Source organism: Clostridium sp., assembly GCF_050717535.1.
Lineage (GTDB): Bacteria > Bacillota > Clostridia > Clostridiales > Clostridiaceae > Clostridium_AD.
This window is the reverse complement of sequence record NZ_JBOITM010000073.1, coordinates 81,189-103,359: the sequence shown is the minus strand read 5'-3', so window position 1 is coordinate 103,359 and position 22,171 is coordinate 81,189. Positions and strand designations below refer to the sequence as shown.

Annotated in this window: 18 protein-coding genes and 1 other annotated feature; of the genes, 9 read left to right on the top strand and 9 right to left on the bottom strand. The window is 30.3% G+C overall.

The window, feature by feature from the left end; translation table 11 throughout:
- The first annotated feature begins 375 nt into the window (after nt 1-375).
- From ACREVU_RS13605 to ACREVU_RS13595, 3 genes are all read left to right on the top strand, one after another.
- Nucleotides 376-1,278 carry a Cof-type HAD-IIB family hydrolase gene (locus ACREVU_RS13605; RefSeq protein WP_431552142.1) on the top strand — a complete coding sequence of 301 codons (903 nt, stop codon included), beginning with the start codon at nt 376-378 and terminating at the stop codon, nt 1,276-1,278.
- A gap of 61 nt (nt 1,279-1,339) precedes the next feature.
- On the top strand, nt 1,340-2,101 hold the full coding sequence (locus ACREVU_RS13600; protein ID WP_431552141.1) for a DeoR/GlpR family DNA-binding transcription regulator: 762 nt from the start codon (nt 1,340-1,342) through the stop codon (nt 2,099-2,101).
- Between the two features lie 41 nt (nt 2,102-2,142).
- Nucleotides 2,143-2,874, top strand: coding sequence for a GDSL-type esterase/lipase family protein (locus ACREVU_RS13595; RefSeq protein ID WP_431552140.1), 732 nt, complete (start codon nt 2,143-2,145; stop codon nt 2,872-2,874).
- 130 nt (nt 2,875-3,004) lie between these two features.
- Here ACREVU_RS13595 and rsgA read toward each other — a convergent pair whose 3' ends face one another.
- Nucleotides 3,005-3,913 (bottom strand): ribosome small subunit-dependent GTPase A, encoded by a 909-nt coding sequence (rsgA, locus tag ACREVU_RS13590; protein WP_431552139.1) that lies wholly within the window; start codon nt 3,911-3,913, stop codon nt 3,005-3,007.
- Between the two features lie 198 nt (nt 3,914-4,111).
- Nucleotides 4,112-4,402 (bottom strand): CD3324 family protein, encoded by a 291-nt coding sequence (locus tag ACREVU_RS13585; RefSeq protein ID WP_431552138.1) that lies wholly within the window; start codon nt 4,400-4,402, stop codon nt 4,112-4,114.
- A gap of 894 nt (nt 4,403-5,296) precedes the next feature.
- On the opposite strand from ACREVU_RS13585, the gene ACREVU_RS13580 reads away from it, so the two are divergent.
- From ACREVU_RS13580 to ACREVU_RS13570, 3 genes are all read left to right on the top strand, one after another.
- A complete protein-coding gene (locus ACREVU_RS13580) occupies nt 5,297-6,151 on the top strand; it encodes a hypothetical protein (protein ID WP_431552137.1) in 855 nt (284 codons plus the stop codon).
- A 119-nt stretch (nt 6,152-6,270) separates the two neighbouring features.
- Nucleotides 6,271-6,525: a hypothetical protein gene (locus tag ACREVU_RS13575; protein ID WP_431552136.1), complete on the top strand. Its 255-nt coding sequence runs from the start codon at nt 6,271-6,273 to the stop codon at nt 6,523-6,525.
- Between the two features lie 417 nt (nt 6,526-6,942).
- On the top strand, nt 6,943-8,601 hold the full coding sequence (locus ACREVU_RS13570; protein WP_431552135.1) for a glutamine--tRNA ligase/YqeY domain fusion protein: 1,659 nt from the start codon (nt 6,943-6,945) through the stop codon (nt 8,599-8,601).
- 180 nt (nt 8,602-8,781) lie between these two features.
- On the opposite strand, the gene thrS is transcribed toward ACREVU_RS13570, so the two are convergent.
- From thrS to ACREVU_RS13555, 3 genes are all read right to left on the bottom strand, one after another.
- Nucleotides 8,782-10,719, bottom strand: coding sequence for a threonine--tRNA ligase (thrS, locus tag ACREVU_RS13565; protein WP_431552134.1), 1,938 nt, complete (start codon nt 10,717-10,719; stop codon nt 8,782-8,784).
- Nucleotides 10,720-10,853: 134 nt separating this feature from the next.
- Nucleotides 10,854-11,057, bottom strand: a binding site (T-box leader).
- 58 nt (nt 11,058-11,115) lie between these two features.
- Nucleotides 11,116-12,012, bottom strand: coding sequence for a polysaccharide deacetylase family protein (locus ACREVU_RS13560; protein ID WP_431552133.1), 897 nt, complete (start codon nt 12,010-12,012; stop codon nt 11,116-11,118).
- A gap of 80 nt (nt 12,013-12,092) precedes the next feature.
- Entirely contained in the window at nt 12,093-12,335 is a 243-nt protein-coding gene (locus tag ACREVU_RS13555; protein ID WP_431552132.1) for a hypothetical protein, read from the bottom strand.
- A gap of 392 nt (nt 12,336-12,727) precedes the next feature.
- On the opposite strand from ACREVU_RS13555, the gene ACREVU_RS13550 reads away from it, so the two are divergent.
- A complete protein-coding gene (locus ACREVU_RS13550; protein WP_431552131.1) occupies nt 12,728-14,857 on the top strand; it encodes a sensor domain-containing protein in 2,130 nt (709 codons plus the stop codon).
- A 183-nt stretch (nt 14,858-15,040) separates the two neighbouring features.
- Here the strand turns inward: ACREVU_RS13550 and ACREVU_RS13545 are convergent, their stop codons facing one another.
- The 3 genes from ACREVU_RS13545 to ACREVU_RS13535 form a co-directional block, all read right to left on the bottom strand.
- A complete protein-coding gene (locus ACREVU_RS13545; RefSeq protein WP_431552130.1) occupies nt 15,041-15,223 on the bottom strand; it encodes a hypothetical protein in 183 nt (60 codons plus the stop codon).
- Nucleotides 15,224-15,435: 212 nt separating this feature from the next.
- On the bottom strand, nt 15,436-15,645 hold the full coding sequence (locus ACREVU_RS13540; protein WP_431552145.1) for a DUF1450 domain-containing protein: 210 nt from the start codon (nt 15,643-15,645) through the stop codon (nt 15,436-15,438).
- Nucleotides 15,646-16,041: 396 nt separating this feature from the next.
- Nucleotides 16,042-16,191, bottom strand: a complete 150-nt coding sequence (locus ACREVU_RS13535; protein WP_431552129.1) for a hypothetical protein — start codon at nt 16,189-16,191, stop codon at nt 16,042-16,044.
- 391 nt (nt 16,192-16,582) lie between these two features.
- Here ACREVU_RS13535 and ACREVU_RS13530 point away from each other — a divergent pair, with 391 nt between their 5' ends.
- Nucleotides 16,583-17,554 (top strand): serine hydrolase, encoded by a 972-nt coding sequence (locus tag ACREVU_RS13530; RefSeq protein ID WP_431552128.1) that lies wholly within the window; start codon nt 16,583-16,585, stop codon nt 17,552-17,554.
- A 183-nt stretch (nt 17,555-17,737) separates the two neighbouring features.
- Nucleotides 17,738-19,462 (top strand): phospho-sugar mutase, encoded by a 1,725-nt coding sequence (locus ACREVU_RS13525; protein ID WP_431552127.1) that lies wholly within the window; start codon nt 17,738-17,740, stop codon nt 19,460-19,462.
- Between the two features lie 354 nt (nt 19,463-19,816).
- Here the strand turns inward: ACREVU_RS13525 and ACREVU_RS13520 are convergent, their stop codons facing one another.
- Nucleotides 19,817-21,898, bottom strand: coding sequence for a methyl-accepting chemotaxis protein (locus ACREVU_RS13520; protein ID WP_431552126.1), 2,082 nt, complete (start codon nt 21,896-21,898; stop codon nt 19,817-19,819).
- Nucleotides 21,899-22,171 lie beyond the last annotated feature (273 nt).

The window sequence follows — 22,171 nt, the reverse complement described above, 5'->3', positions numbered from 1 at the left end:
AGTTTCTATATCTGAGACATATTTATTAAAACATTAATTTCTATTGAACCGCCGTGTACCGAACGGTATGCATGGTGGTGTGAGAGGTCGCTAAATAAATTAATTATTTAGCTCCTACTCGATTTCAAAAAGTTGATTTTTAAGTTTTTCAATTCTATCACTAGCCAAAACTATATACCCCCTTTTTATATGTATATTATTGTTTATTATCATTGTTTATTGTTTAGTCTTATTGTATAATGTAATTATGGAAAATTCAATACCAAATTGAAAAAAAATATAATTATTACTTAAGGCAAGTTTAGTACAAATAACAGAACATAATTTAATTGTAGAAGTTCTAAAAGAATTTCTACAAAAATAAGGGGTTTTTATATGTATAAATTATTGGCAATAGATATGGATGGAACATTATTAAATGATAATAAGAAAATTTCAGAGGAAAACATTATAGCAATTAAAAAAGCAACACAACTAGGTGTTAAAGTTGTAATTGCCTCAGGACGTACAATTCAAGGCATAGAGAAGTATTTAGAAAAGTTAGATTTAGTAAGTGATGATAATTATTGCGTGGTATGTAGCGGGGCGCTAGTAATGAATAATACTAATGAAAAAGTAATTCAATCTAGTCCACTTAGTTATGATGAGTTTAAATATGTATTTAATTTGGTGAAGAAGCTTCATATAACTTTAAATATGTATTCTGATGACCGTATATTAATAAACTCTGCCAACTATTATAGTGAATTTGATGCTATCGCTAATAATATACCTTTAGAAATTAGGGATTTTAATTCACTAGATAAAGATACACTAATAACAAAAATAATGTTAATAAATGAGGACTTAAGTATTTTAGAAGAGGTGCAAGCATTATTTCCAAGTATAATATTGGATGAAAATAAACTTGAAGCTAAAGAGGGTTTCAACAGAGAATTATTCAAAGATATGTCTAAGTTGCCACAAAAATTTTTAGAAAATTTCACAGTTTCAAAAGTAACACCTTTTAATGTGGAAGTTATGAAGAAAAATATTAGTAAAAGAACAGGACTAGAAAAGATTGCAAGGGAACTTAAAATAAAGCCAAATGAGATAATTTGTATAGGAGATTCGGGGAATGATAAAGAGATGATCCAGTATGCAGGGCTCGGTGTGGCAATGGGAAACGCATTTCCAGAAATAAAAGAAATTGCTGATTATGTAACTTATAGCAATGAGGACAATGGGGTGGCACATGTCATAGAAAAGTTTATCTTAAATCAAAAGATAGCTGTATAAGAAATAATATTTTGTATTAAATTATAATCACGTACACTCTATAAGGTGAGGTGGAAATAAAATGTTTGCAGAAGAAAGAATAGAGAGAATAATTCAATTGCTAAATGAAAACGAAAAAGTAATTGTAAAGGAACTAAGCAAAAGATTTAATGTAACAGAGGACTGTATAAGAAAAGATCTAAAAGTCTTAGAAAAACAAGGAATTATTAAGAGAACTTATGGAGGCGGAGTATTAAGTAGAAAGTCCGCTCCACATAATGATATTCTAAGTAGAGTAAATATCAATTCAGAAGGAAAAATGAACATTGCACAAAAGGCCTATGAACTTATAAAGCCAAAGGAGACAATTTTTTTAGATATTTCATCCATAAATATATTAATTGCAGAGAAAATTGCAAAGGGCAATAAAAAGCTCATAGTTATAACTAACATGATTGATATTTTTAGAACCTTTTCAAAGTGTGACCATGTAGACGTCATAGGCACTGGGGGAGTGTTTAATAAAGAATTAAATGGGTTTGTTGGATCTACCACTATAGAGAGTGTATCTCGGCACAATCCCAATAGAGCCTTTATAGGTAGCTGTGGAGTGAATATGTTTGATAAAAGTCTTACAACTTTTGATATGGAGGATGGTAATACGAAAAGAGCCATTATACACTCAGGAAAAAAAGTTTATCTAGTGATGGAAAACAAGAAATTTCAATATGATGGCACTTACAAATTTGCAGATATTTATGATGTAGACGCAATTATTTTAGACGAAAGGCCCGATGAGAAAATTTGTGAAGAATTAGAAAAAATGAGGGTAGAGATTATCTAGAATATGGGTATATATTTTATAATATAGGGGCGTGTTATTATATGAAAAAATTTAAACTTATATTAATAATATCATTAATCTTTAATATTCTTTTTATTTTTGTGGGTGGTTTTGTTGTTTATGAAAACGGTGGAATTGAATATACTAAAATTAAGGAATCTACCGTAATCAATTCAAACTATCCCAAACCAAAAACTAGTTCATATTATAATGATAAAGTAAATAGTTTCAAAAACATAAAGAAAAGTAATGAAATTATATTTTTGGGGGATAGTTTGACCGATTACTGTAATTGGAATATAGCATTTAATAATACAAGTATTAGAAATTTAGGAATTAGTGGTGATACTACAAGTGGAGTATTAAACAGATTAAATGATATATATATATTGAAGCCAAAGAAACTTTTTATAATGATAGGCATAAATGATTTGTCATCTGGGAAAAGCAAAGAGGATATTATTAATAATTATACAAATATAGTCAAAGACATACAAAGTAATAATATTAATACTAATATATTTATACAAAGCATTTTGCCTATTAGTAGACAAATTGTTAAAAAGGATGAAATTAATAATAATGTAGCTGAATTAAACAGTGAGTTAAAAGATATTGCAGAAAAATTAAACGTAAATTATATAAATTTATATGATTTATTCCGCAAAGGGAATGAGCTAAATAATGATTATGCTATAGACGGATTGCATTTAAACAATGCAGGGTATTTAGTATGGAAAAAAGCTATTGAAAAATACGTTATTGCACAATAGGATCAAACTGTGCTTAATACAATTAAAAACTTACCGCCTTGTCTTTAAAATAGATAAGGCGGTTTTTTTATGACTATATCCGCTATATTGTATAACAGATCCTTTTTTTAGTGTGGTAAAAATATCCCCATTAAAGCCCTCGATACTTATGGTCTATATATACTTTGCTTTTTTTATTCCCAATAATTCTAGTTATATCATTTTGCTTTTTCTCAATCATTAGAATTTCCTTTTGTAGAGTTGAATAGCTTTTAAATCTTTTTTCATCTATAATGCCATCTTCAATAGCTTTTTTTATGGCACAACCGGGCTCTTTTTTATGACTACAATCTGAGAATCTACATTGGGCTGCTAATTCTTCTATATCTTCAAAAGCCTCACTTATGCCGTCCGCGCCACCCCATAGCTGGAGTTCCCTCATTCCTGGGGTATCTATCATAATGGCACCATTATCTAAAATAAACATCTCTCTAGAGGTTGAAGTATGTCTGCCCCTATCATCGTATTCTCGAACTTCCTTTGTTTCTTGAACCACTTCTCCTGCAAGATAATTAAGCAAGGTAGATTTTCCAACACCTGAAGAACCCAGTAGTGCAATGGTTGTACCTGGCTTCAAATATTGATTTAAATCATCCATACCACGATTGTCAACGGTACTAATTACATGAATTGGGACTCCAGCAGCCACTCTTACAGTCTGTCTTAAGTTTTCGGCTAAATCCGTGCACAGATCAGCCTTGCTAAGCAAAATAACTGGATTTGAATTGCTTTCTAAAGCTATGGTTAAATATCTCTCTATTCGTCTGGCATTAAAATCCTTGTTTAAGGAATTAACAAGAAAAATTGTATCTATATTTGAAGCTACAATTTGCTCTTTAGTGTTAGTGCCTGCGACTTTTCTGGAAAATTTGCTTTTCCTAGGGAGTACTTTGTGAATAGTACCTCTCATTTCCGAGGTTCTAAGACTTACTATCACAAAGTCTCCAACAGAAGGAAATTCTTGCTGGTCCATTACTTCGTGTCTTAGTTTCCCGGACACCTCAGCCAACATCTCCCCAAGCTCAGTATAAATTTTATAAATATGCTTATGCTCACCGAAAACTCTTGCTACTGAATAACCATCTTCTATAAAAGTGCTAGCATCTTTTAAAGATGATTTATCCTCTTCGTTATAAAATTCTTCTTTGTAATATTCCTCCCAGCCTAATTGTTTTAAAGTATATATAAATATCCTCTCCTATGCATTTAATTTTAAATTTTCATTATTTATATTAAAAATTATCTTTCTAATGCTATCTTCTGATAGATTATAAGATTCTGTAAGCTTAGTAATTGTAGTTCCATTTTTATAAAAGTTATATATCTCCATGTTACGTTTTCTTAGAAGTTTTCGAGTGCCATTATTTTCACCCCAAGCCTTCCGTACATTATCTTCTTTTGGAATATATATGATCTCTCCTTGAATATACTTTTGCAGCTCCTTTAAAAGTGCTGCGGGCAGAACATCTTTCCCATTCTTGTAACACAATAGTAAATTCCTCCTCTTTATTATCAATAGTATTTAATAGAGTTTTAGAAATTTCCATTGAAACCACCTCCTATATTTTTTTAGATATAACAATTATGAACCGTTATCCTATTTATTTTTCTATAGAAAAATCCCGTGGATATAAAAACCATCCACGGGAATATTAAAAAAGGCAATAAAAAAAACACGATAACTTCGTGCATTCTGCCAAACTTTAAATTCGTTTAACGTTTCAGATGACGGTTATTAATTAGATTTCGAAAGCACACAAAATAAAGGGTTAATAAGCCCCATTTTATATTTTGTAGATCTAATGTAAAGACATCTCTACAAAAGATTATACTGCCTTCGATTAATATTCAGTTATTGATCAAGCACCTCAAAAGCTTCAATTAAATTTATCATATATCAACATCTCCTTCATCTGGATTATTTTTGTTTAGTTTGATTATTCACACAATTTCATTTTATTATAAAAACCTTATTATGTCAATAATAATTGGTGCCCGCGGTGACAAGTGGAAAGGTTATATATAAGGAGGCAATATGCCCCCCTATATTCATCTGAAGTAGATAACAATTATAAATTGCTAACTACCTCATATTTTATGGTAAACTTTTAACCTTTTTAGGTCAAAAGCCACCTCCTAGCTGTAATCAATCTAATCATCTCCTTTCACTAGATTACCGGTTAGTTATATTATGACATATTGTAAGTTGCATTCTCAAGTTAAAGAATTATTATAATTGTTTTTTACTAAGAGGGAATAATAAGTGGAAAGGAGCACAAAAGATAGATGTTTAAATGAATATATTTTTTCAATATATGTAATAATAAAGCTAAATGGGAAATAATGTGGTTCTCATTATTATATTGTAAAGTGAGTGGTTTTTATGGAAAATATTAAAGCAAGATTTTTGGGGATAATAGCGCAAGCAAGAAACATTAATAGCCTACCAACCATGATTGACATTTATAAAAAAATAGAAGAAATTTGCGAGAGTCAAGAAGGATTAGATGAAGATAAAGAAAAGGAAGTTTTAGCTTCAAATTGGAATGGGACAATAACAATTAAGGATGGTACTGAAATAGAATTGGTCGAATATATAGGGAAATGTATTTTGCATGATTTCAGAGATTATGATGGGGAAAAACTCTATAAAATAGATGATAATTTATTTTTATGTGCAGATTGTCTCACCCTATGCAAAAAACAACCTAATTTAGTAGCTCAGCATTACGATTACGATTATTCAATGGATAAATGGGTTTTCCCAAAAAAATGGGACGAAAATAAAATAATTAATTGGATTAAAAATCAAAATAATAATCAAAAGGAATATTATGAAAGAAAAAGCTATTATGATGATAGTTTTGATGAAGATTTTGATGATGACTTTAATGATGAACCAAAATTTGATAACTTAAAAGACTTTTTAAATTATGAAAAAGAAGTTCAGGAAGCAGAAAAATTAAAGCAAAAGCAAGCGGAAGAAAAAAAAGCATTAAGAAATGCTGCTTGGAATACAAGAGAATGTAGGTACTTTTATGAAAAATTAATAAATTGTACAGGGAGTGATTTGACTAAGAGTAAATTAAAATCTGCAAAAGATATAGCTATAAGTTCTTATCTGAAAAAAATACAACCAGACTATGCAGACTTTAAATTTAAGATAGAGCTTGCAAAATTAAGGAAGGATAGAAAGAAAGAGAAAAGAGAAAAATATAAATTATCAATACATAAATAAAACTGTTAATTATAATTTAATTGTCTAAATTGAATTTAAAAAAATAATATGTATATTTTCAGAACTCTGTAGAACATTATATTTAGTAAGTTAAAATAATCAAAAGGGAGGAATTATAGATGCCAATAAATAATAAAACATATGGAATTATAATCTCAGATGAGGGGCTTGATACTTATAGAGGATCTAACATTAGTGCAAATACTATGGGCGAATATCTAGGGATAAATGAGGTAATGACTGATTTTGCGTGGGATGAAGATGTCAATAAAGGCGTAATTCTTTATGCTAGAATCTTAGACGATATATCAGAGGAAGATGCTTTGGAAGAATTAAAAAATGTTGAATATATTGAGAAGGTAGAGGAAAGCTAAGATATCTGCTAAATTAAAAAGGTCATAACTATAAAAGGCTGCTTCGCTATAGAATTTATTTTCTAAAGCGAGGCAGCCTTTTATGTGATGTTGCCACTTGCCATTACTTGGAAATTGGCAACTTGGACAAGCCGGCACTTGGGGACGGTTAACAAATTTTAAAATTTAATTATAAACATTGGGGCAGATAATTGCTAATTAAATTTAATTAATTGTTAACCGTCCCCACAGCACAGCACAGAAAGTTTGTATCGGTAAATCTAGAAATGTGGTTAAATTATTACGATATGTGGGATAATAACACTTTAAGTGAATAAATACCATAAAAATCCTAGGAAAAATTCTATTTTTGTGATATATTTATTAGAATATAGAGAAAATTTACAAGTCGGCGAAATTACAAGGAAGGTGACAAATATGGAAAACAAAATCACTTCATCAAATTTTATAAGAAACATTGTCATGGATGATTTAGAAAGCGGAAAACACAGTAAAATAATAACTCGTTTTCCACCAGAGCCAAACGGATATTTGCACATTGGGCATGCAAAATCTATTATATTAAACTTTGAATTGGCAGATGAATTTAACGGTAAGACAAACTTACGTTTTGACGATACTAACCCAGCAAAGGAAGATAAAGAATACGTTAATTCCATAGAAGAAGACATAAAATGGCTTGGATATGAGTGGGATGAATTATTTTTTGCATCAAACTATTTTCAAGAAATGTATGATCGTGCGGTATTATTAATAAAAAATAATAAAGCCTATGTGTGCGATTTAACAGCTGAAGAGATGAAAGAGTACAGAGGAACACTAAGAGAACCAGGGAAAGAAAGCCCATACAAAAATAGAACTGTGGAAGAAAACCTAGACTTATTTGACCGTATGAGAAAAGGTGAATTTGTTGATGGAGAAAAGGTTCTAAGAGCTAAAATAGATATGAGTTCTCCGAATATAAACATGAGAGATCCAATAATTTATCGTATATCTCATGCTGTGCATCATAATACAGAAGATAAATGGTGTATTTATCCTATGTACGATTATGCACATCCAATAGAAGATGCAATTGAAGGAATTACACATTCAATATGTACCTTAGAATTTGAAGATCATCGTCCACTATATGATTGGGTTATAAACAATTGTGAAATGGAAAATAAACCAAGACAAATAGAATTTGCAAGATTAAACATTACCAATACTGTAATGAGTAAAAGAAATCTTAAGCAATTAGTAGACGAGGGAATTGTAGATGCTTGGGATGATCCACGTATGCCAACTATAGCAGGACTTAGACGTCGTGGCTATACTGCAGAAGCTATACGTAATTTTTGCAGAGAAATTGGAGTTGCAAAAGCTAACAGTACAGTAGATGGCCAAATGTTAGAGCATTTTATACGAGAAGATTTAAGCCCAAAAACACTTAGAACTATGGCGATTCTAAGACCCTTAAAAGTAGTTATTACAAATTACCCAGAAGCTCAAGTGGAAATGCTAGAAATTGAGAATAATCAAGATGATGCATCTATGGGAACTCGTCAAGTGTCCTTCTCAAAAGAAATATATATAGAGCAAGAAGATTTCATGGAAATTCCGCCAAAGAAATATTTCAGATTGTTCCCAGGAAACGAAGTAAGACTAAAGGGAGCATATTTTATAAAATGTAATGATGTAGTTAAAGATTCAGATGGAAATGTATCCGAAATACACTGTACTTATGACATTGACACTAAGAGTGGAAGTGGATTTACTGGAAGAAAAGTTAAAGGAACAATTCACTGGGTAGATGCAACAAATGCTGTACCAGCAGAATTTAGATTATTTGAGCCACTAATTTTAGATGAAGAAAAAGAAGAAGGAAAAACCTTTTTAGATCAAATAAACCCAAATTCTATAGAGATTTTACAAGGATTTATAGAACCAAATATGGAAGCATCAAAACCACAAGACAAATTTCAATTCTTCAGACATGGATATTTCAATGTGGATTCTAAATATACCACAGAAGGTAAACTAGTATTTAATAGAATAGTATCTTTAAAAAGTTCTTTTAAAATTCAAAAATAGTTTGACCTTTAAAAAATTATAAAAAAGCCCTTATATCACATATGTGATATAAGGGCTTTTTTATTATATAGGAAACAGCTTGCGGAAGTTGCTGTGGATAACGTTTATACATTAGAGCTTGTCAATTTTGCCACTTGCCACGAGGGTGGCACTACTGGGCGTTTTTATACTCTTTCTTTGTTATAATAATCTAGTTTCTATTTCTTCTTTAATTCTTGCAATAAAGGAATCCAGTGCGATTGAACCTTCATCACCATTTCTTCTGCTTCTAACAGAAACTTCATTCAGGTCAGCTTCCTTTTCACCAACTATTAGTAGGAAAGGAGCTCTTTCATTACGAGCTTCACGAATCTTGTATCCAATTTTCTCTGCTCTAAAATCTCCTGAAGTTCTAATGTTAGCAGCTTTAAGCTTAGCTATTACAGTATCTGCATAATCATGGAATTTTTCGGAAATAGGTAATACCTTAACTTGTAGTGGTGCAAGCCAAGTTGGGAAAGCACCAGCATATTTTTCTATTAAAATAGCAAGTGTTCTCTCATAACAACCAATTGAAGTTCTATGGATAACATATGGACGTTTTTTAACTCCATCTTTATCAATATAAGTCATGTCAAATCTTTCCGGTAATGCAAAGTCAATTTGCACAGTAATTATAGTATCTTCTTTACCATGAACATTTTTAATTTGAAGATCAAGCTTAGGACCGTAGAAAGCAGCTTCATCTATAGCTGTTTTATAGTTTATTCCTAAGTGGTCTAATATAACCTTCATCTTAGCTTCAGTATCTTCCCAAGCTGCAGGGTTATCAATATATTTCTCTTTATTATTTGGATCCCCTTTAGAGAATCTATAAGTGATATCATTTTCAAGTCCAAGTGTAACCATTATATAGTTGATTAAATTTATAACACCTTTAAATTCGTCTTCTAATTGATCAGGTCTAACAACTAAATGACCCTCTGAAATAGTAAATTGTCTTACCCTTATTAGGCCATGCATTTCACCAGAAGATTCATTTCTAAATAATGTTGAAGTTTCTGCATATCTAATTGGAAGGTCACGATAACTCTTTTGATCAGCATTATAAATTGTAAATTGGAATGGGCAAGTCATTGGGCGAAGTGCCATAACTTCTTCATCTTTAGATTCATCACCAAGGATAAACATTCCATCTTTATAATGATCCCAGTGGCCAGACATTTTATATAAATCGCTCTTAGCCATAAGAGGAGTTTTAGTTATAACATAACCTCTTCTTTCTTCCTCATCTTCAACAAAACGTTGTAATAATTGGATTACCCTTGCACCGTTAGGCATAAGTAGAGGTAAACCTTGACCTATAACATCAGAAGTTGTAAAGAATTTTAATTCACGGCCAAGTTTGTTATGATCTCTTTTCTTAGCATCTTCAACTCTTTCTATATGATCATCTAAATCTGATTTTTTTGTGAAGGCAGTTCCATATATACGGCTAAGCATTTTGTTTTTCTCGTCACCCCTCCAGTATGCACCTGCAACCTGAGTAAGCTTAAAGGCTTTTACAGGTTTTGTAGACATTAAATGTGGGCCCGCACAAAGATCCGTATATTCACCTTGTTTATAGAAGGATATTGCTACGTCTTCTGGTAAATCTTCTATTAATTGAACTTTGAAGTTTTCATCTTTTCCTAGCATAAAGGAAATAGCTTCAGCTCTTGGAAGTTCATATCTTTCTATTGGTAAATCTTCTTTAACAATCTTTTTCATTTCTGCTTCAATTTGTATAATTTCTTCAGCAGAGAAAGAACCTTGTTTATCAAAATCGTAATAGAAGCCTCCGTCTATAGCAGGTCCGATGGCAAGCTTTGTAGCAGGAAATAATCTTTTTACTGCTTGAGCTAATATATGACAAGCGGTATGTCTAAAGGCCTTTTTTCCTTCCTCATCATCAAAAGTTAATATACTAAGTTCACAGTCCTCAGTAACTTCGTGACGTAAATCTACAGTTTTACCATTTACCATTCCGGCACAAGCAACTCTGGCTAGTCCCTCGCTAATATCTTTCGCAATTTCAAGTACAGTCATACCAGATTCATAAGACTTCATTGAACCATCTTTTAATGTAATATTTATCATATATATTGCTCCTTTCACCTTTGAAATTAATTAAAAATATTTAAAAAAAATAACTAGGCATAAGATTATGCACAAGTTTTGCTAACATATTTTTTTATAAAACAAAAAAAACCACATCCCAATTCTAACTAAAGAAAAGGGACGAGATTATAATTTCCCGCGGTTCCACCCAAATTGTTTATAAAAATAAACCACTTAATAATTATAACGGAATTACCGGACTTTATTGGAGTCACTCAGAGGCAGTCTTCAACAATGAACATTTAAGAATACTTACAGCTAGGGTATTCTCTCTCTGCAAATGCGCTAGAGCTTACTTTTCTCTTCGTAGTGTTAAAGTATTGAATTTACATTGATTATAGCACTTGCAATAAAAATGTCAAGGTTCCAATAAAACTATTTAACTACTGTGAACTGTGGCGCATAAGCATTTTTGGAAAGTACATCAAAAATGAATCCTTGATTTTTAAGGCCCACAATAATTTCAGGTAGGGCTTGTACAGTTGTAATTTTCGGAGTCAAATCATGCATTAATATAACGGCATGTTTAGTTTGACTACTTTCATTTAAAACTGCTTGTACAATTTTATTTTTGTCTTGACAGTAAGTAGAAGCATCAGTAGAATCAACATTCCAATCAAAGTACTTATAATCTGTGGCATTCATTTCTTTAATGACCCTGTTCATTATCTCGTTTCCGCCATAATTGTGGCTTATAGTATTATTGGATCCACCTGGATATCTTAAAATATGAGAAGGCTGTTTGCCGGTTATTGCTGTAAGATATTCATCTAATTTTACTATATCCATTTTAAAATTAGATGCTGATGAATAAATTTTGTTATAATCATGACTATAGGTATGATTCCCTAAAACATGTCCATCATCAGAAATTTGTTTATAAAGGTATGAGTAGTTAGTATGACCATTTACGAAAAAGGTAGCTTTAACATCGTATTGTTTTAAAATTTTCAATATTTCTACAGTATTTTCTGATGGACCATCATCAAAGGTTAAATAAGCTATTTTAGTATTAGCCATCTTTTTTTTATATGAAGTTTCTTTTTCTAGGATTCCATTTTGAAGATTTTTGTTTTCTAATTTTAATTTTTTATTATGGCTACGAATTTGGCTTATCTGTTCTGCTAATAAAGTACTTTCATTTTCACCACGTATAACGGTTGCTTGCCCCACAACTGCTTGTACAAGTGAAGAAATACATAGTGTAAAAATGAAAATTTTAACTAATAGAAGTCCTATTGGGCGCTTTTTCTTTCTTTTTGAATTTCTCATAGTAAAACCTTCCTTTTAAATTAATTTTTATAAATTTAAGCATAAAACCACTATCCCTTTAGGGTAGCTGGCAGTTGACATTAATCTACAACACTTTTTAAATTATTAAACTTTGATGAGACCTTTGAATTTGTTTCAGTGAGTTTGCAATTTGTTTCTTTTAAAGTTTTATTTTCAGCTTTTAAGGACTGAAATTCAATTTTTAAAGCCTCGGTTTTTAATTTAGCAGCTTTAATTTTATTGTTATTTATAGAATTGAAATATATAGAACTTACAATTAAAATACTCAAAATCACAGTGGTGAGTATATTCTTTTTTTTCATTTTAAGAACTCCTTCAATAAAAATTTTTCCAACACATTATAATACTTATAATACACCATATTATATTAAAATGTATTACGATAAAGTTACAAATGTAAGAATTAACAAAATAAACTAAAATATAAAATTATTTTAAATATTTATACACATTTATATACCTTTATAATTAATATTGTATAAAAATAAATGCAATATTTTATAGAAAACCACTAAATTAATAATATATGAAAGTTTAATAAAAATATAGATATATTTAAAAACAAATAAATAAATTTAAATTGTAAAAAACTATTAATAAAAATTTTAATTTGACGATAATCATATTAATATGCTTTAAAATAAAATGTAAAACAGGCTGTATTGCTTTGTAAGTGCTAATAGGAGGAATCTAGGTGAATGGGAAAAGGGGAAAAAATGACGCAAAAAAGATTGCAAAAGAAGAATCAAAGATTAATGCTGAGTGTCTTAATGTAGATTGGTTATTTCAGGATGATGAGGGACTAGGAAAGATGCCACTTAAAGTAACTATTGTGTATGCTTTGATTGGCGGTATTTGGATATCATTTTCAGACAGAGTGTTAGATGTTATTATTGAAAGTAAATCTTTAATGGCGCAAATACAGACCATTAAAGGGTGGGTTTACGTACTTATATCATCTTTTATAATATATTTTTTAATTAATGAGTTTACTAAGAAAAGTAAGGCCTGGTCACATACATTAAAAGAAAATTATCAAGAAATTCAAGCTACCTATGAGCAACTAATAGCTGCAGAAGAGGAATTAAGGGCGCAATTTGATGAATTACATGACAAACAAGCAATAATTGAAAAAAGTGAAGAAAGATACAAATTGGCTTTAGAAGGTTCTAATGATGCCATATTTGAAGTTGACCTTATAACTGGAGAATTTTTTTCTTCAGATAAAATTAGTGATATTACGGGATATGATAAGGATACTATGAGGAATTTTAAGGATTTAATGAGGTTAGTTGTGAAAGAAGATAAGAAAATTGCGGTGGATGATTTTAATAATCACATTGAGGGCAAAACGTTGCATTACCAAAGCAATTTGAAGATTAAATTTAATGGCGGAGGGAATAGATGGGTCTTAATTAGAGGCAAGTGTATGAGAAATAAAAAAGGCATTGCAACTAAGATTTCAGGATCTGTTACAGATGTATCGCGTCAAAAGGATTCTGAAAATAAAATTAATAAATTGCAGTTTTATGACATATTAACAGACATACCTAACAGAAAATTATTTATTAACAACTTGGATAATGAAATTTTTAAAGCTATAGATAAGAGTGTTAAACTTGCTGTATTGTTTATTGATTTAGATAATTTTAAAGAAATAAATGATACCTTAGGTCATGACTATGGAGATGAATTATTAAAAAATGTTGCAGTATCTCTGAAAGCTGATCTTAAAGAGGGGGATATTGTTGCAAGAGTAGGCGGAGACGAATTTTTTATTTTAATGAAAAACATTGAGGATTATTCAGAGATAACTTGTTTTTGCGAAAAATTACTAAGCTCATTAAACAATGAAATAACAATAGCTGGTAAACAGTTTTATACTTCTGCAAGTATTGGCATTACAGTATTTCCCGATGATGGACATGCAACCAATATCTTATTGAAAAATGCAGACACTGCAATGTACAGTGCAAAATACAATGGTAAAGCGAAATATTCTTTTTTTAATAAAAACATGAGTGAAATAGTTGTAAGGCGTGTTGAAATAGAAAAGGGATTAAGGCATGCATTAGAAAATAATGAACTGGAAATTTATTATCAACCACAAATAGATATTATAAACAATAAAATAAAGGGCTTTGAAGCACTGTTAAGATGGAATAATTCTGAGCTTGGAAGAATATCTCCAGATGAATTTATACCAGTAGCAGAAAAAAGTGGACTAATAATTCCTATGGGTGAGTGGATTATAAGAACTGTGTATTTACAAAATAATTTATGGAAAAGCAAAGGGTACCTATATGATACTATTGCAATAAATTTATCCGCAGTTCAACTTCAAAATGATAAATTTGAAGAAAATCTTAAAAGAATTATATCTGAGACAAAGGTTAATACAAGATTTGTGGAACTGGAAATTACAGAAAGTATATTAATGAAGGATTTCGAAAAGGGAGTTAAATTACTTACTGAGATTAGAAGCTTAGGTATAAACATTGCCTTAGATGATTTTGGAACGGGATATTCTTCTCTTAGTTATCTAAAACAGTTACCTATAAATACATTGAAAATAGACAAGTCCTTTATCGATAACATTGTTACTAATGAAAGAGAAAAAGCCATAGTAGATGGAATAATACAACTTGCACAAAAGATTGATTTAGATGTTATTGCAGAAGGCGTAGAAACAAAGGAACAGATTTTATTACTTCAAAGCATGGGCTGCAATCAAATACAAGGCTATTATTTTAGTAGACCTCTTCCACCGAATGAAATTGAGGAGAAATTTTTAAAAACTAATTGGATTGAACCCTATAATTAAGTATAAAAGGGTTGTGTTTATTAAAATCATGCAATTATATTATTATAGATCCATATAAAAATAGCAGGGATAAACCCCTGCTATTTTTTCTTATTAATCACTTCATACTTAGCCTTCTTAAGGAAAAATCTTTACTATTATTCTTTGTTGTAAACTCCTAAAGCGAATCTTTTGTTTTTAAAATCACAGTTTTTTAGTTCTATTAGAACATAAAACAAACAACGTAACACCAGAAAATAAGCTAAGTCCAATTGCTACATAAGAATAACTGTTCTTATACAACAAATTACTTGCTAGTGTAAATATTGAGCTTAGAATTGCTAAAGTACCTGCGAGCATTCCAACTTTTTTACCTGTTATAATCATAATATTTCCACCTTTATTCAGTTATTGTATTTCGGAACAGTGTACCGCATTATAGTATACATCTGTACTAATCATAACATTAATCTGTAACACAAAGGGTTCATATATGTAGCTTTTATAGAACATTTTAGCATCCAAAGGCGCATTTAAATAAATAATAAGTCAAATACTATGATATTGACTTGTAATTTATCTCAATGTGCCTAAGGTAATTACAATTTACTAATTATTATATTATATAAATCTTGTTCATCAGTACCTACTAGTAATTCTTTATGAATCATGGCTATAGGATGGGATTTGCATTTATGGCATTTACCAAAACATTTTTTTGTGGAGATTTTTATTTCAGGATGAGTTTCACTTAGCATAGTAATGACAGCATCATTCCAATGATTGTGTTTGCAAAATTTAACGTTAATAATATCACTCCTTAAATGAGATTCATCTATATATATATGTTAGATCTTGTGGAAATATAATTTAATTGACAAAAAAAATCAACATCAGTAGGGACGGTTAACAAATAGTTAAACTAAAAGAGCTATATATAGGTAGGATAGCTAATAATTATCTTTTGTACTTGTGAAAAGGTATAAGGTTTTCATTATAACTTGTACCTTTTACTTATGAGAGCAGTATGTTAGAATTTAGTTTAACTATTTTAAAAGTAAAGGTTACTAGCTTATCGGGGCTATAAGCATGTCCAATTTTAGTGCGATTAAAATAGATGCAAGGTAAACAGCATTTTTGATTCTATAATAAGTTATGTTTAAATTAATTTAAATGATTGTCCTTAAGTTAAGTGTTAAGTCGAATTAGCCCATAACAAATCCATAATCAATTATGTTGAAATGATCTCGTCTTTTGTCAATATATATTCCTAAACTAAAAAAAGCATCGCTGATACTTTTACACATAATGTGATATATAGCATCGGCTGCTTTTAATCTTGCCATTCTCGCCATTAAAAATCACTTCTAGACATTAGTTTTTATATAAATTATTTCCAATGAATTAATTTAAATAGTTTTTAAACAGTTCCTAGTTATTTTTGTTTAATTGTTTATTTAATTAGTTGTTAACCGTCCCCAATGATTGTCTCCTGGTTGCCGATTTATCACTCACATAAACTATTTTCAAAAAAAATAAAAAAATATAAAAGTTTGACAAAATATAAGGTATAATGTAAGGTATAATGTAAATTAAAGTAGAATAAAATATGAATTTATAAACGGTTATTATGATTGTAATTGAATTGGCATATACAAAAAATATATTTAAAGGAAGAGAGTTTTTAAAGATTTAACAATTGATAATTGTTATTATATACATAGGGAAAACTAAGGGGGATGCTCCATGGAAGGTAGAAATACTGGAATTTTTATAGCTATATTAATGGTATGCTTTGTAACATTTTTTATAAATAGACAAGGAGTAGCAGCGAATGTAAGCATTGCAGAATTTGATTTTATATCAACCAATAATAAAAGTAATAATTATAGATTGTCTGATGGAATTTCTAAGGATGAACATGAAGAGATAGCTAAACAGCAGTTATTAGAGTATAAACAAAAAAAGATAAAAGAAAATTGTATAAAACAAGCCCACTTAGATACTTTAGAAAGTCAAATTAGAGCCTTAATCGGTAATAATATAAATAAAGTTGGAATGGTTTACTACGATATAAACTCTAGTAAATCCATTAGAATAAATGAGGACAAGCAGTTTGTAGCGGCAAGTACAATAAAAGTACCCATAAATATGCTCATGTATGATATGGTTAAGGAAAATAAAATTAATATAAATGAAAAACTAAAGTTTGAACAGTGTGACTATGAAGAGGGTGCTGGAATACTTCAAGGGACGGATTTAAGCAGTCCTATTAGTATAAAAACCTTAAGTGACTATTCAATAAGGTATTCGGACAATATAGCCATAAATATGATTTTAAGAAAAGTGGGCATTGAAAATAAATATGATTATATGCAAGAAATGCTTGGGCACAAAGTAGATCATAGTGGAAATAATACAACACCAAAGGATTCTTGGAAAATTTTAGAAAAACTATATTTTAATGTTGATAACAATAAATACTATGACACTATGATTCAAGCTATGAAAAAAACAGATTACCATGACAGGATAGACAAGTATATTCCAAAGGAAATTGTAGCTCATAAAATTGGAGATTATGGCGAGTATGTTAATGATATAGCCATAGTAAATAAAAAAAATCCGTATATTCTTGTTGTATTTACAGAGGACGTTCCAGAGGCCAATGAAGTTATTGCAAAAGTATCTAAGCTGATATATGATGCACAAGAATAATAAAGTGGGCACACACATACACAGAGGGACGGTTAACAACTAATTAAATGTTTTATTTTAGTTAGTTGTTAACCGTCCCCAAGAAAAGCCCCAAGACTAACCAACAAAAAGTATTGTTTAAAAAACATATAAAATAATGTATAATGATAGTAATAGTAATTATTTGGAAAGGTGGGACTTAAAATGACTTATATGAAAAAATATGACGAATGGTTAAATAATGAATACTTTGATGAAAAGACTCGGGAAGAACTAAGGTCAATAGCTAATGACCCTAAAGAGATTCAGGATAGATTTTATATGGATTTAGAATTTGGTACTGCAGGACTAAGAGGGAAATTAGGCGCAGGACTTAATAGAATGAACATATACATTATTTCAAGGGCAACTCAAGGACTTGCAGATTATATTAAAGGATATGGAAGTGAATATATGGATAGAGGAGTAGCTATAGCATACGACTGTAGACATTTTTCAGAAAAATTCGCAGCCACAGCAGCACAAGTTTTAGCAGCGAACGGAATAAAGGCTTATTTATTTGAGCAGTTAAGACCTACTCCAGAATTATCTTATGCGGTAAGAACATTACATACTGCTTCAGGAATTGTAGTAACTGCTAGTCATAACCCTAAAGAATACAACGGATACAAAGTATATTGGGAAGATGGTGCACAAATTTTATCATCTATCGCAGATGGTATAACAGAAAAAATTCAGAGTATTACAGACTTTAGCGCTATAAAATTAATGGATATGGAGGTCGCTAAGGAAAAAGGCTTAATAGCAATGCTTGGAAAAGCTATGGATGATGAGTATTTAGAAAAAGTAAAAGGTCTTGCTATAAGAGAGGATATAGATAAGGATATAAAAGTTGTATACACACCTCTAAATGGCACAGGAAACATCCCTGTAAGGCGTGTACTAAAAGAAAGAGGCTTTACAAATATAATAGTTGTACCAGAGCAGGAAAATCCAGACCCATATTTTACCACAGTAGGATATCCAAACCCAGAGGACGTAAAAGCCTTTAAATATGCACAGGCACTTGGCAAAAAAGAAGGGGCAGAATTATTAATAGCTACAGATCCAGATTGCGATAGACTTGCTATAATGGTAAGAGATGATAAGGGTGAATATGTTGCCTTTAATGGTAATCAAACAGGAGCTATATTAATAAAATATGTTATAGAAGGAATGAAGGAAAAAGGCACACTTCCAAAGAATGCTGCAATAGTTAAATCTCTAGTAACTGGTGATTTAGGTAGGGCAATAGCCAAGAAGTATGGTGTTGAGACCTTCGAGGTACTTACAGGATTCAAAAATATTTGTGGCAAAGTTAATGATTTCAAAAGAGATCATAGCTATGAATTTATCTTTGGATATGAAGAGAGCATCGGTTATGTTGCTGGTACCTTCGTTAGAGACAAGGATGCAGTAATAGCATCTATGCTTTTATGTGAAGCAGCAGCTTACTATAAAACACAAGGTAAAACTCTATTAAATGTACTAAATGAGATATACGCGGAATTTGGATATTATAGAGAAAACTTAATATCTATAGTTTTAGAAGGCATAGAAGGACAAAAGAGAATTTCTAGAATGATGGAAGAATACAGAAAAGATAATCCAAAGACTTTAGGTGGTGCTAAGCTAGTTAAATATATAGATTACGAAATAGAAAAATCTTATGACATAATTAATGGCACTGAAGAACCTAGTGGAATTCCAGTATCTAATGTACTTAAATTCTATTTTGATGATGAGAGCTGGTATGCTGTAAGACCTTCAGGTACAGAACCAAAAATTAAAATATATATGTACTCTAAAGGAAAAACTTTAACACTGGCAGAAAATAAATTAGCGGAAATGAAAGAAATAATCATAGCAAAACTTCAAAGCACAAAATAAAAATACAAAAGGGATTCATGTAATGCTTTTTCTGCATTACATGAATCCCTTAATATCCAATTTGCACTTATCACATTTGCAAATAGTATCCTATTGTTTAAAATCTCTTCTAAAAGTATGGTTACCTCGATTTCGGGAAAATTCTTTAAGTTATACATGATAACCCTCATAGTACTAGGCATTAGATAAAATTAGATAGAAATTATATAATAAATATTAAATATTTTACATAAAAAATCTAAGGTGCTTTCCATATTTTTATAATGGTAAAGCACCTTATTAATGACTTTATCCAGTTACTTAACGGGTACTTAAATTCATTTAGTGAATGACTGTCCCCGATACTTGTCCAGCTTAAATCTTAAACTTCTGAACCAATTCATTAAGTTTTTGTGCTAGTTCTGCCTGATCTTGTGAAGCTTGAGCAACTTGATCTATAGCTATTGTGGTTTCATCAATACTAACTTTAATATCTCCAGTACGTTCCGCAGAAAGTTGAGAATTTTGTGCTAGGATTTGAACTGCTGTACTAACTTGATTTACAGTAGCTTCCACCTCTGCAGACATTGATGCAATTTCTTCTGACATGGAGCTTACGAATTCGCCATCTTGACCATATTGATTGCCTGATTCTACGTATTGTTCTAAAACAGGTCTAATATCATCCATCATAAATTTAAGTATGTCATTGCTATTTATTGATAAATTGTCAAATGATTGTTGAACCTTTGCTATTGTAGATTGAATGGTATTTACAGTTTCTGAGGATTTTTCTGCAAGCTTTCTTACTTCATCTGCAACTACTGCAAATCCTTTTCCTTGCTCGCCAGCTCTTGCGGCTTCAATTGCTGCATTTAATGCAAGTAAATTAGTCTGCGTTGCGATTGCGGCAATTCCATCAGCCATAATTTTTATTTCTGCTACAACTTTTCCATCTTCTATAGCTTTTAATATGTTTTTTTCTTTTTCTCTATAAATATTGTTGCTATCTTCTAATGCTTGTTTAGCACCTGTTCGAACATCATTAGCTCGTCCTTTTATGTGCGTAGCATTATCGCTACCCTCCATAGCTTTTGAGGCTAATTCGTCCATACTTGAGTTAACCTCTTCCACAGATGCGGTTATTTCTTCGGAAGTAGCACTGGTTTCCTGTGTATTTTTATCTATTTCTTGCGTTGAATGGTCTATAGTTTCCATTCTAGATGTTATTTCTTGAACTGTAGCTGAAAGTTCTTCAGATGATGCACTCATATCCGAAGAATTACTCATTATTTCTTTAACTAATTCTTTAATATTTTGTTGCGCAGTATTTAAAGCTATTCCTGTTTCTGAAAATTCATTTTTCCCTTTTATAACAATTCCTTCAGAAAAATCATAAAAAGATAATCGTTTAGCTAAGTCTTTTATCCTATAAATTGGATCTGTGATTTTCTTAGATAACATAGATACAAGAATTGAAGTGAGTATCAATAATATAGCAGCAAAAATTATATTCTTGGTTCTTATGGCATTTATAGAAGACAAAGCGGCCGATTCATTTTCAACGGTTATTACTGCCCAATTACCAGAATTACCAGGTAGCTTAATTGTGTCATAAGCACTAATTATTTTATTTTTATTTGCGTCTACATACTTTGTAATTCCTTTTTTACCACTTAAGGCATAACCTGTTATGTTTTTTAATTCATTTGGAACTGTAATTTTTTGAGTTTCTGTTTTAGGAACACCAGCAGCATCTTTTATTATATTACCAGATGCGTCCTTTACTTTTATAGTTTTAGTCATAGTTTTATAATTGTATATTTCTGAAATCTGAGATTTGTCAGGATGGGCTATTACTGCACCTTCGCCATCTATTACATAAGCATAGTTATCTTTAGTACTATATCTTTCAACTATATTTTGCAATTCTTCAAGCTTTAGATCAGCAGCCATTACACCTATTAATTCTGATTTATCATTTTTAATTGGGTATATTATAGAATTTACTGCGTAATTGTCACCATTGGTTGTTAAATATGATTTTGTAATAAAAGGCTCTTTTAGCTCAAGGGCTTGTTTAAACCACCATCTATCAGCTCTATTAGCTAAAGTACCTGAGCTTCTAGAAGTTTGATCACCTTTCATATCCTGAATATAAAACAAATCAAAATATGGATTTCTTTTAATAGTTCCTTTAATTGCTTCACTTTGTTTTTGAGGTATAAAGTCACTAACTGCTCTGCTTATTGCCAATTCTTCAGTTAAAGCATAAGATTTAGCCATATAATCAAAAACACTATTTCCGACAGTTTTTGCGAAAACTTGATTATTAATGGATACATCGTTTTTTAATTGACTTGACATATAATAATCAGAGATTAAATTTGATACTACAAATGGTATAGCTACTAGCAAAATAGTAATAATAATCAGTTGATGTTTTATAGATTTCATTTTAACACTCCCAATTTTTTATTTAAATATCTATAATTGCAAATTATTCAATTAATCTCACTTATTACAGTTGATTTTATAAAAAATAGCAATTATATTAAAAATTCAACATAATAATACCATGTTTCACTAAATTTTACACTATATTTCGGGGTTAAACGTTAATTAATTTTAATTTAGTCTAATGTGATAAATAATAAAAAACTATAATAGTAAATTAATGTATTATGCGCAAAATCATACATGGTATAATATAATGAGGTCAAAAGAAGG

Coding starts and splice junctions, on each gene's coding strand:
- ACREVU_RS13575 (WP_431552136.1), top strand. CDS start 6,271: ATGCCAATAAATAATAAAACATATGGAATTATAATCTCAGATGAGGGG.
- ACREVU_RS13555 (WP_431552132.1), bottom strand. CDS start 12,335: ATGAAAAAAAAGAATATACTCACCACTGTGATTTTGAGTATTTTAATT.
- ACREVU_RS13580 (WP_431552137.1), top strand. CDS start 5,297: ATGGAAAATATTAAAGCAAGATTTTTGGGGATAATAGCGCAAGCAAGA.
- ACREVU_RS13595 (WP_431552140.1), top strand. CDS start 2,143: ATGAAAAAATTTAAACTTATATTAATAATATCATTAATCTTTAATATT.
- ACREVU_RS13570 (WP_431552135.1), top strand. CDS start 6,943: ATGGAAAACAAAATCACTTCATCAAATTTTATAAGAAACATTGTCATG.
- ACREVU_RS13560 (WP_431552133.1), bottom strand. CDS start 12,012: ATGAGAAATTCAAAAAGAAAGAAAAAGCGCCCAATAGGACTTCTATTA.
- ACREVU_RS13600 (WP_431552141.1), top strand. CDS start 1,340: ATGTTTGCAGAAGAAAGAATAGAGAGAATAATTCAATTGCTAAATGAA.
- thrS (WP_431552134.1), bottom strand. CDS start 10,719: ATGATAAATATTACATTAAAAGATGGTTCAATGAAGTCTTATGAATCT.
- ACREVU_RS13520 (WP_431552126.1), bottom strand. CDS start 21,898: ATGAAATCTATAAAACATCAACTGATTATTATTACTATTTTGCTAGTA.
- ACREVU_RS13525 (WP_431552127.1), top strand. CDS start 17,738: ATGACTTATATGAAAAAATATGACGAATGGTTAAATAATGAATACTTT.
- ACREVU_RS13535 (WP_431552129.1), bottom strand. CDS start 16,191: ATGGCGAGAATGGCAAGATTAAAAGCAGCCGATGCTATATATCACATT.
- ACREVU_RS13530 (WP_431552128.1), top strand. CDS start 16,583: ATGGAAGGTAGAAATACTGGAATTTTTATAGCTATATTAATGGTATGC.
- ACREVU_RS13605 (WP_431552142.1), top strand. CDS start 376: ATGTATAAATTATTGGCAATAGATATGGATGGAACATTATTAAATGAT.
- ACREVU_RS13545 (WP_431552130.1), bottom strand. CDS start 15,223: ATGATTATAACAGGTAAAAAAGTTGGAATGCTCGCAGGTACTTTAGCA.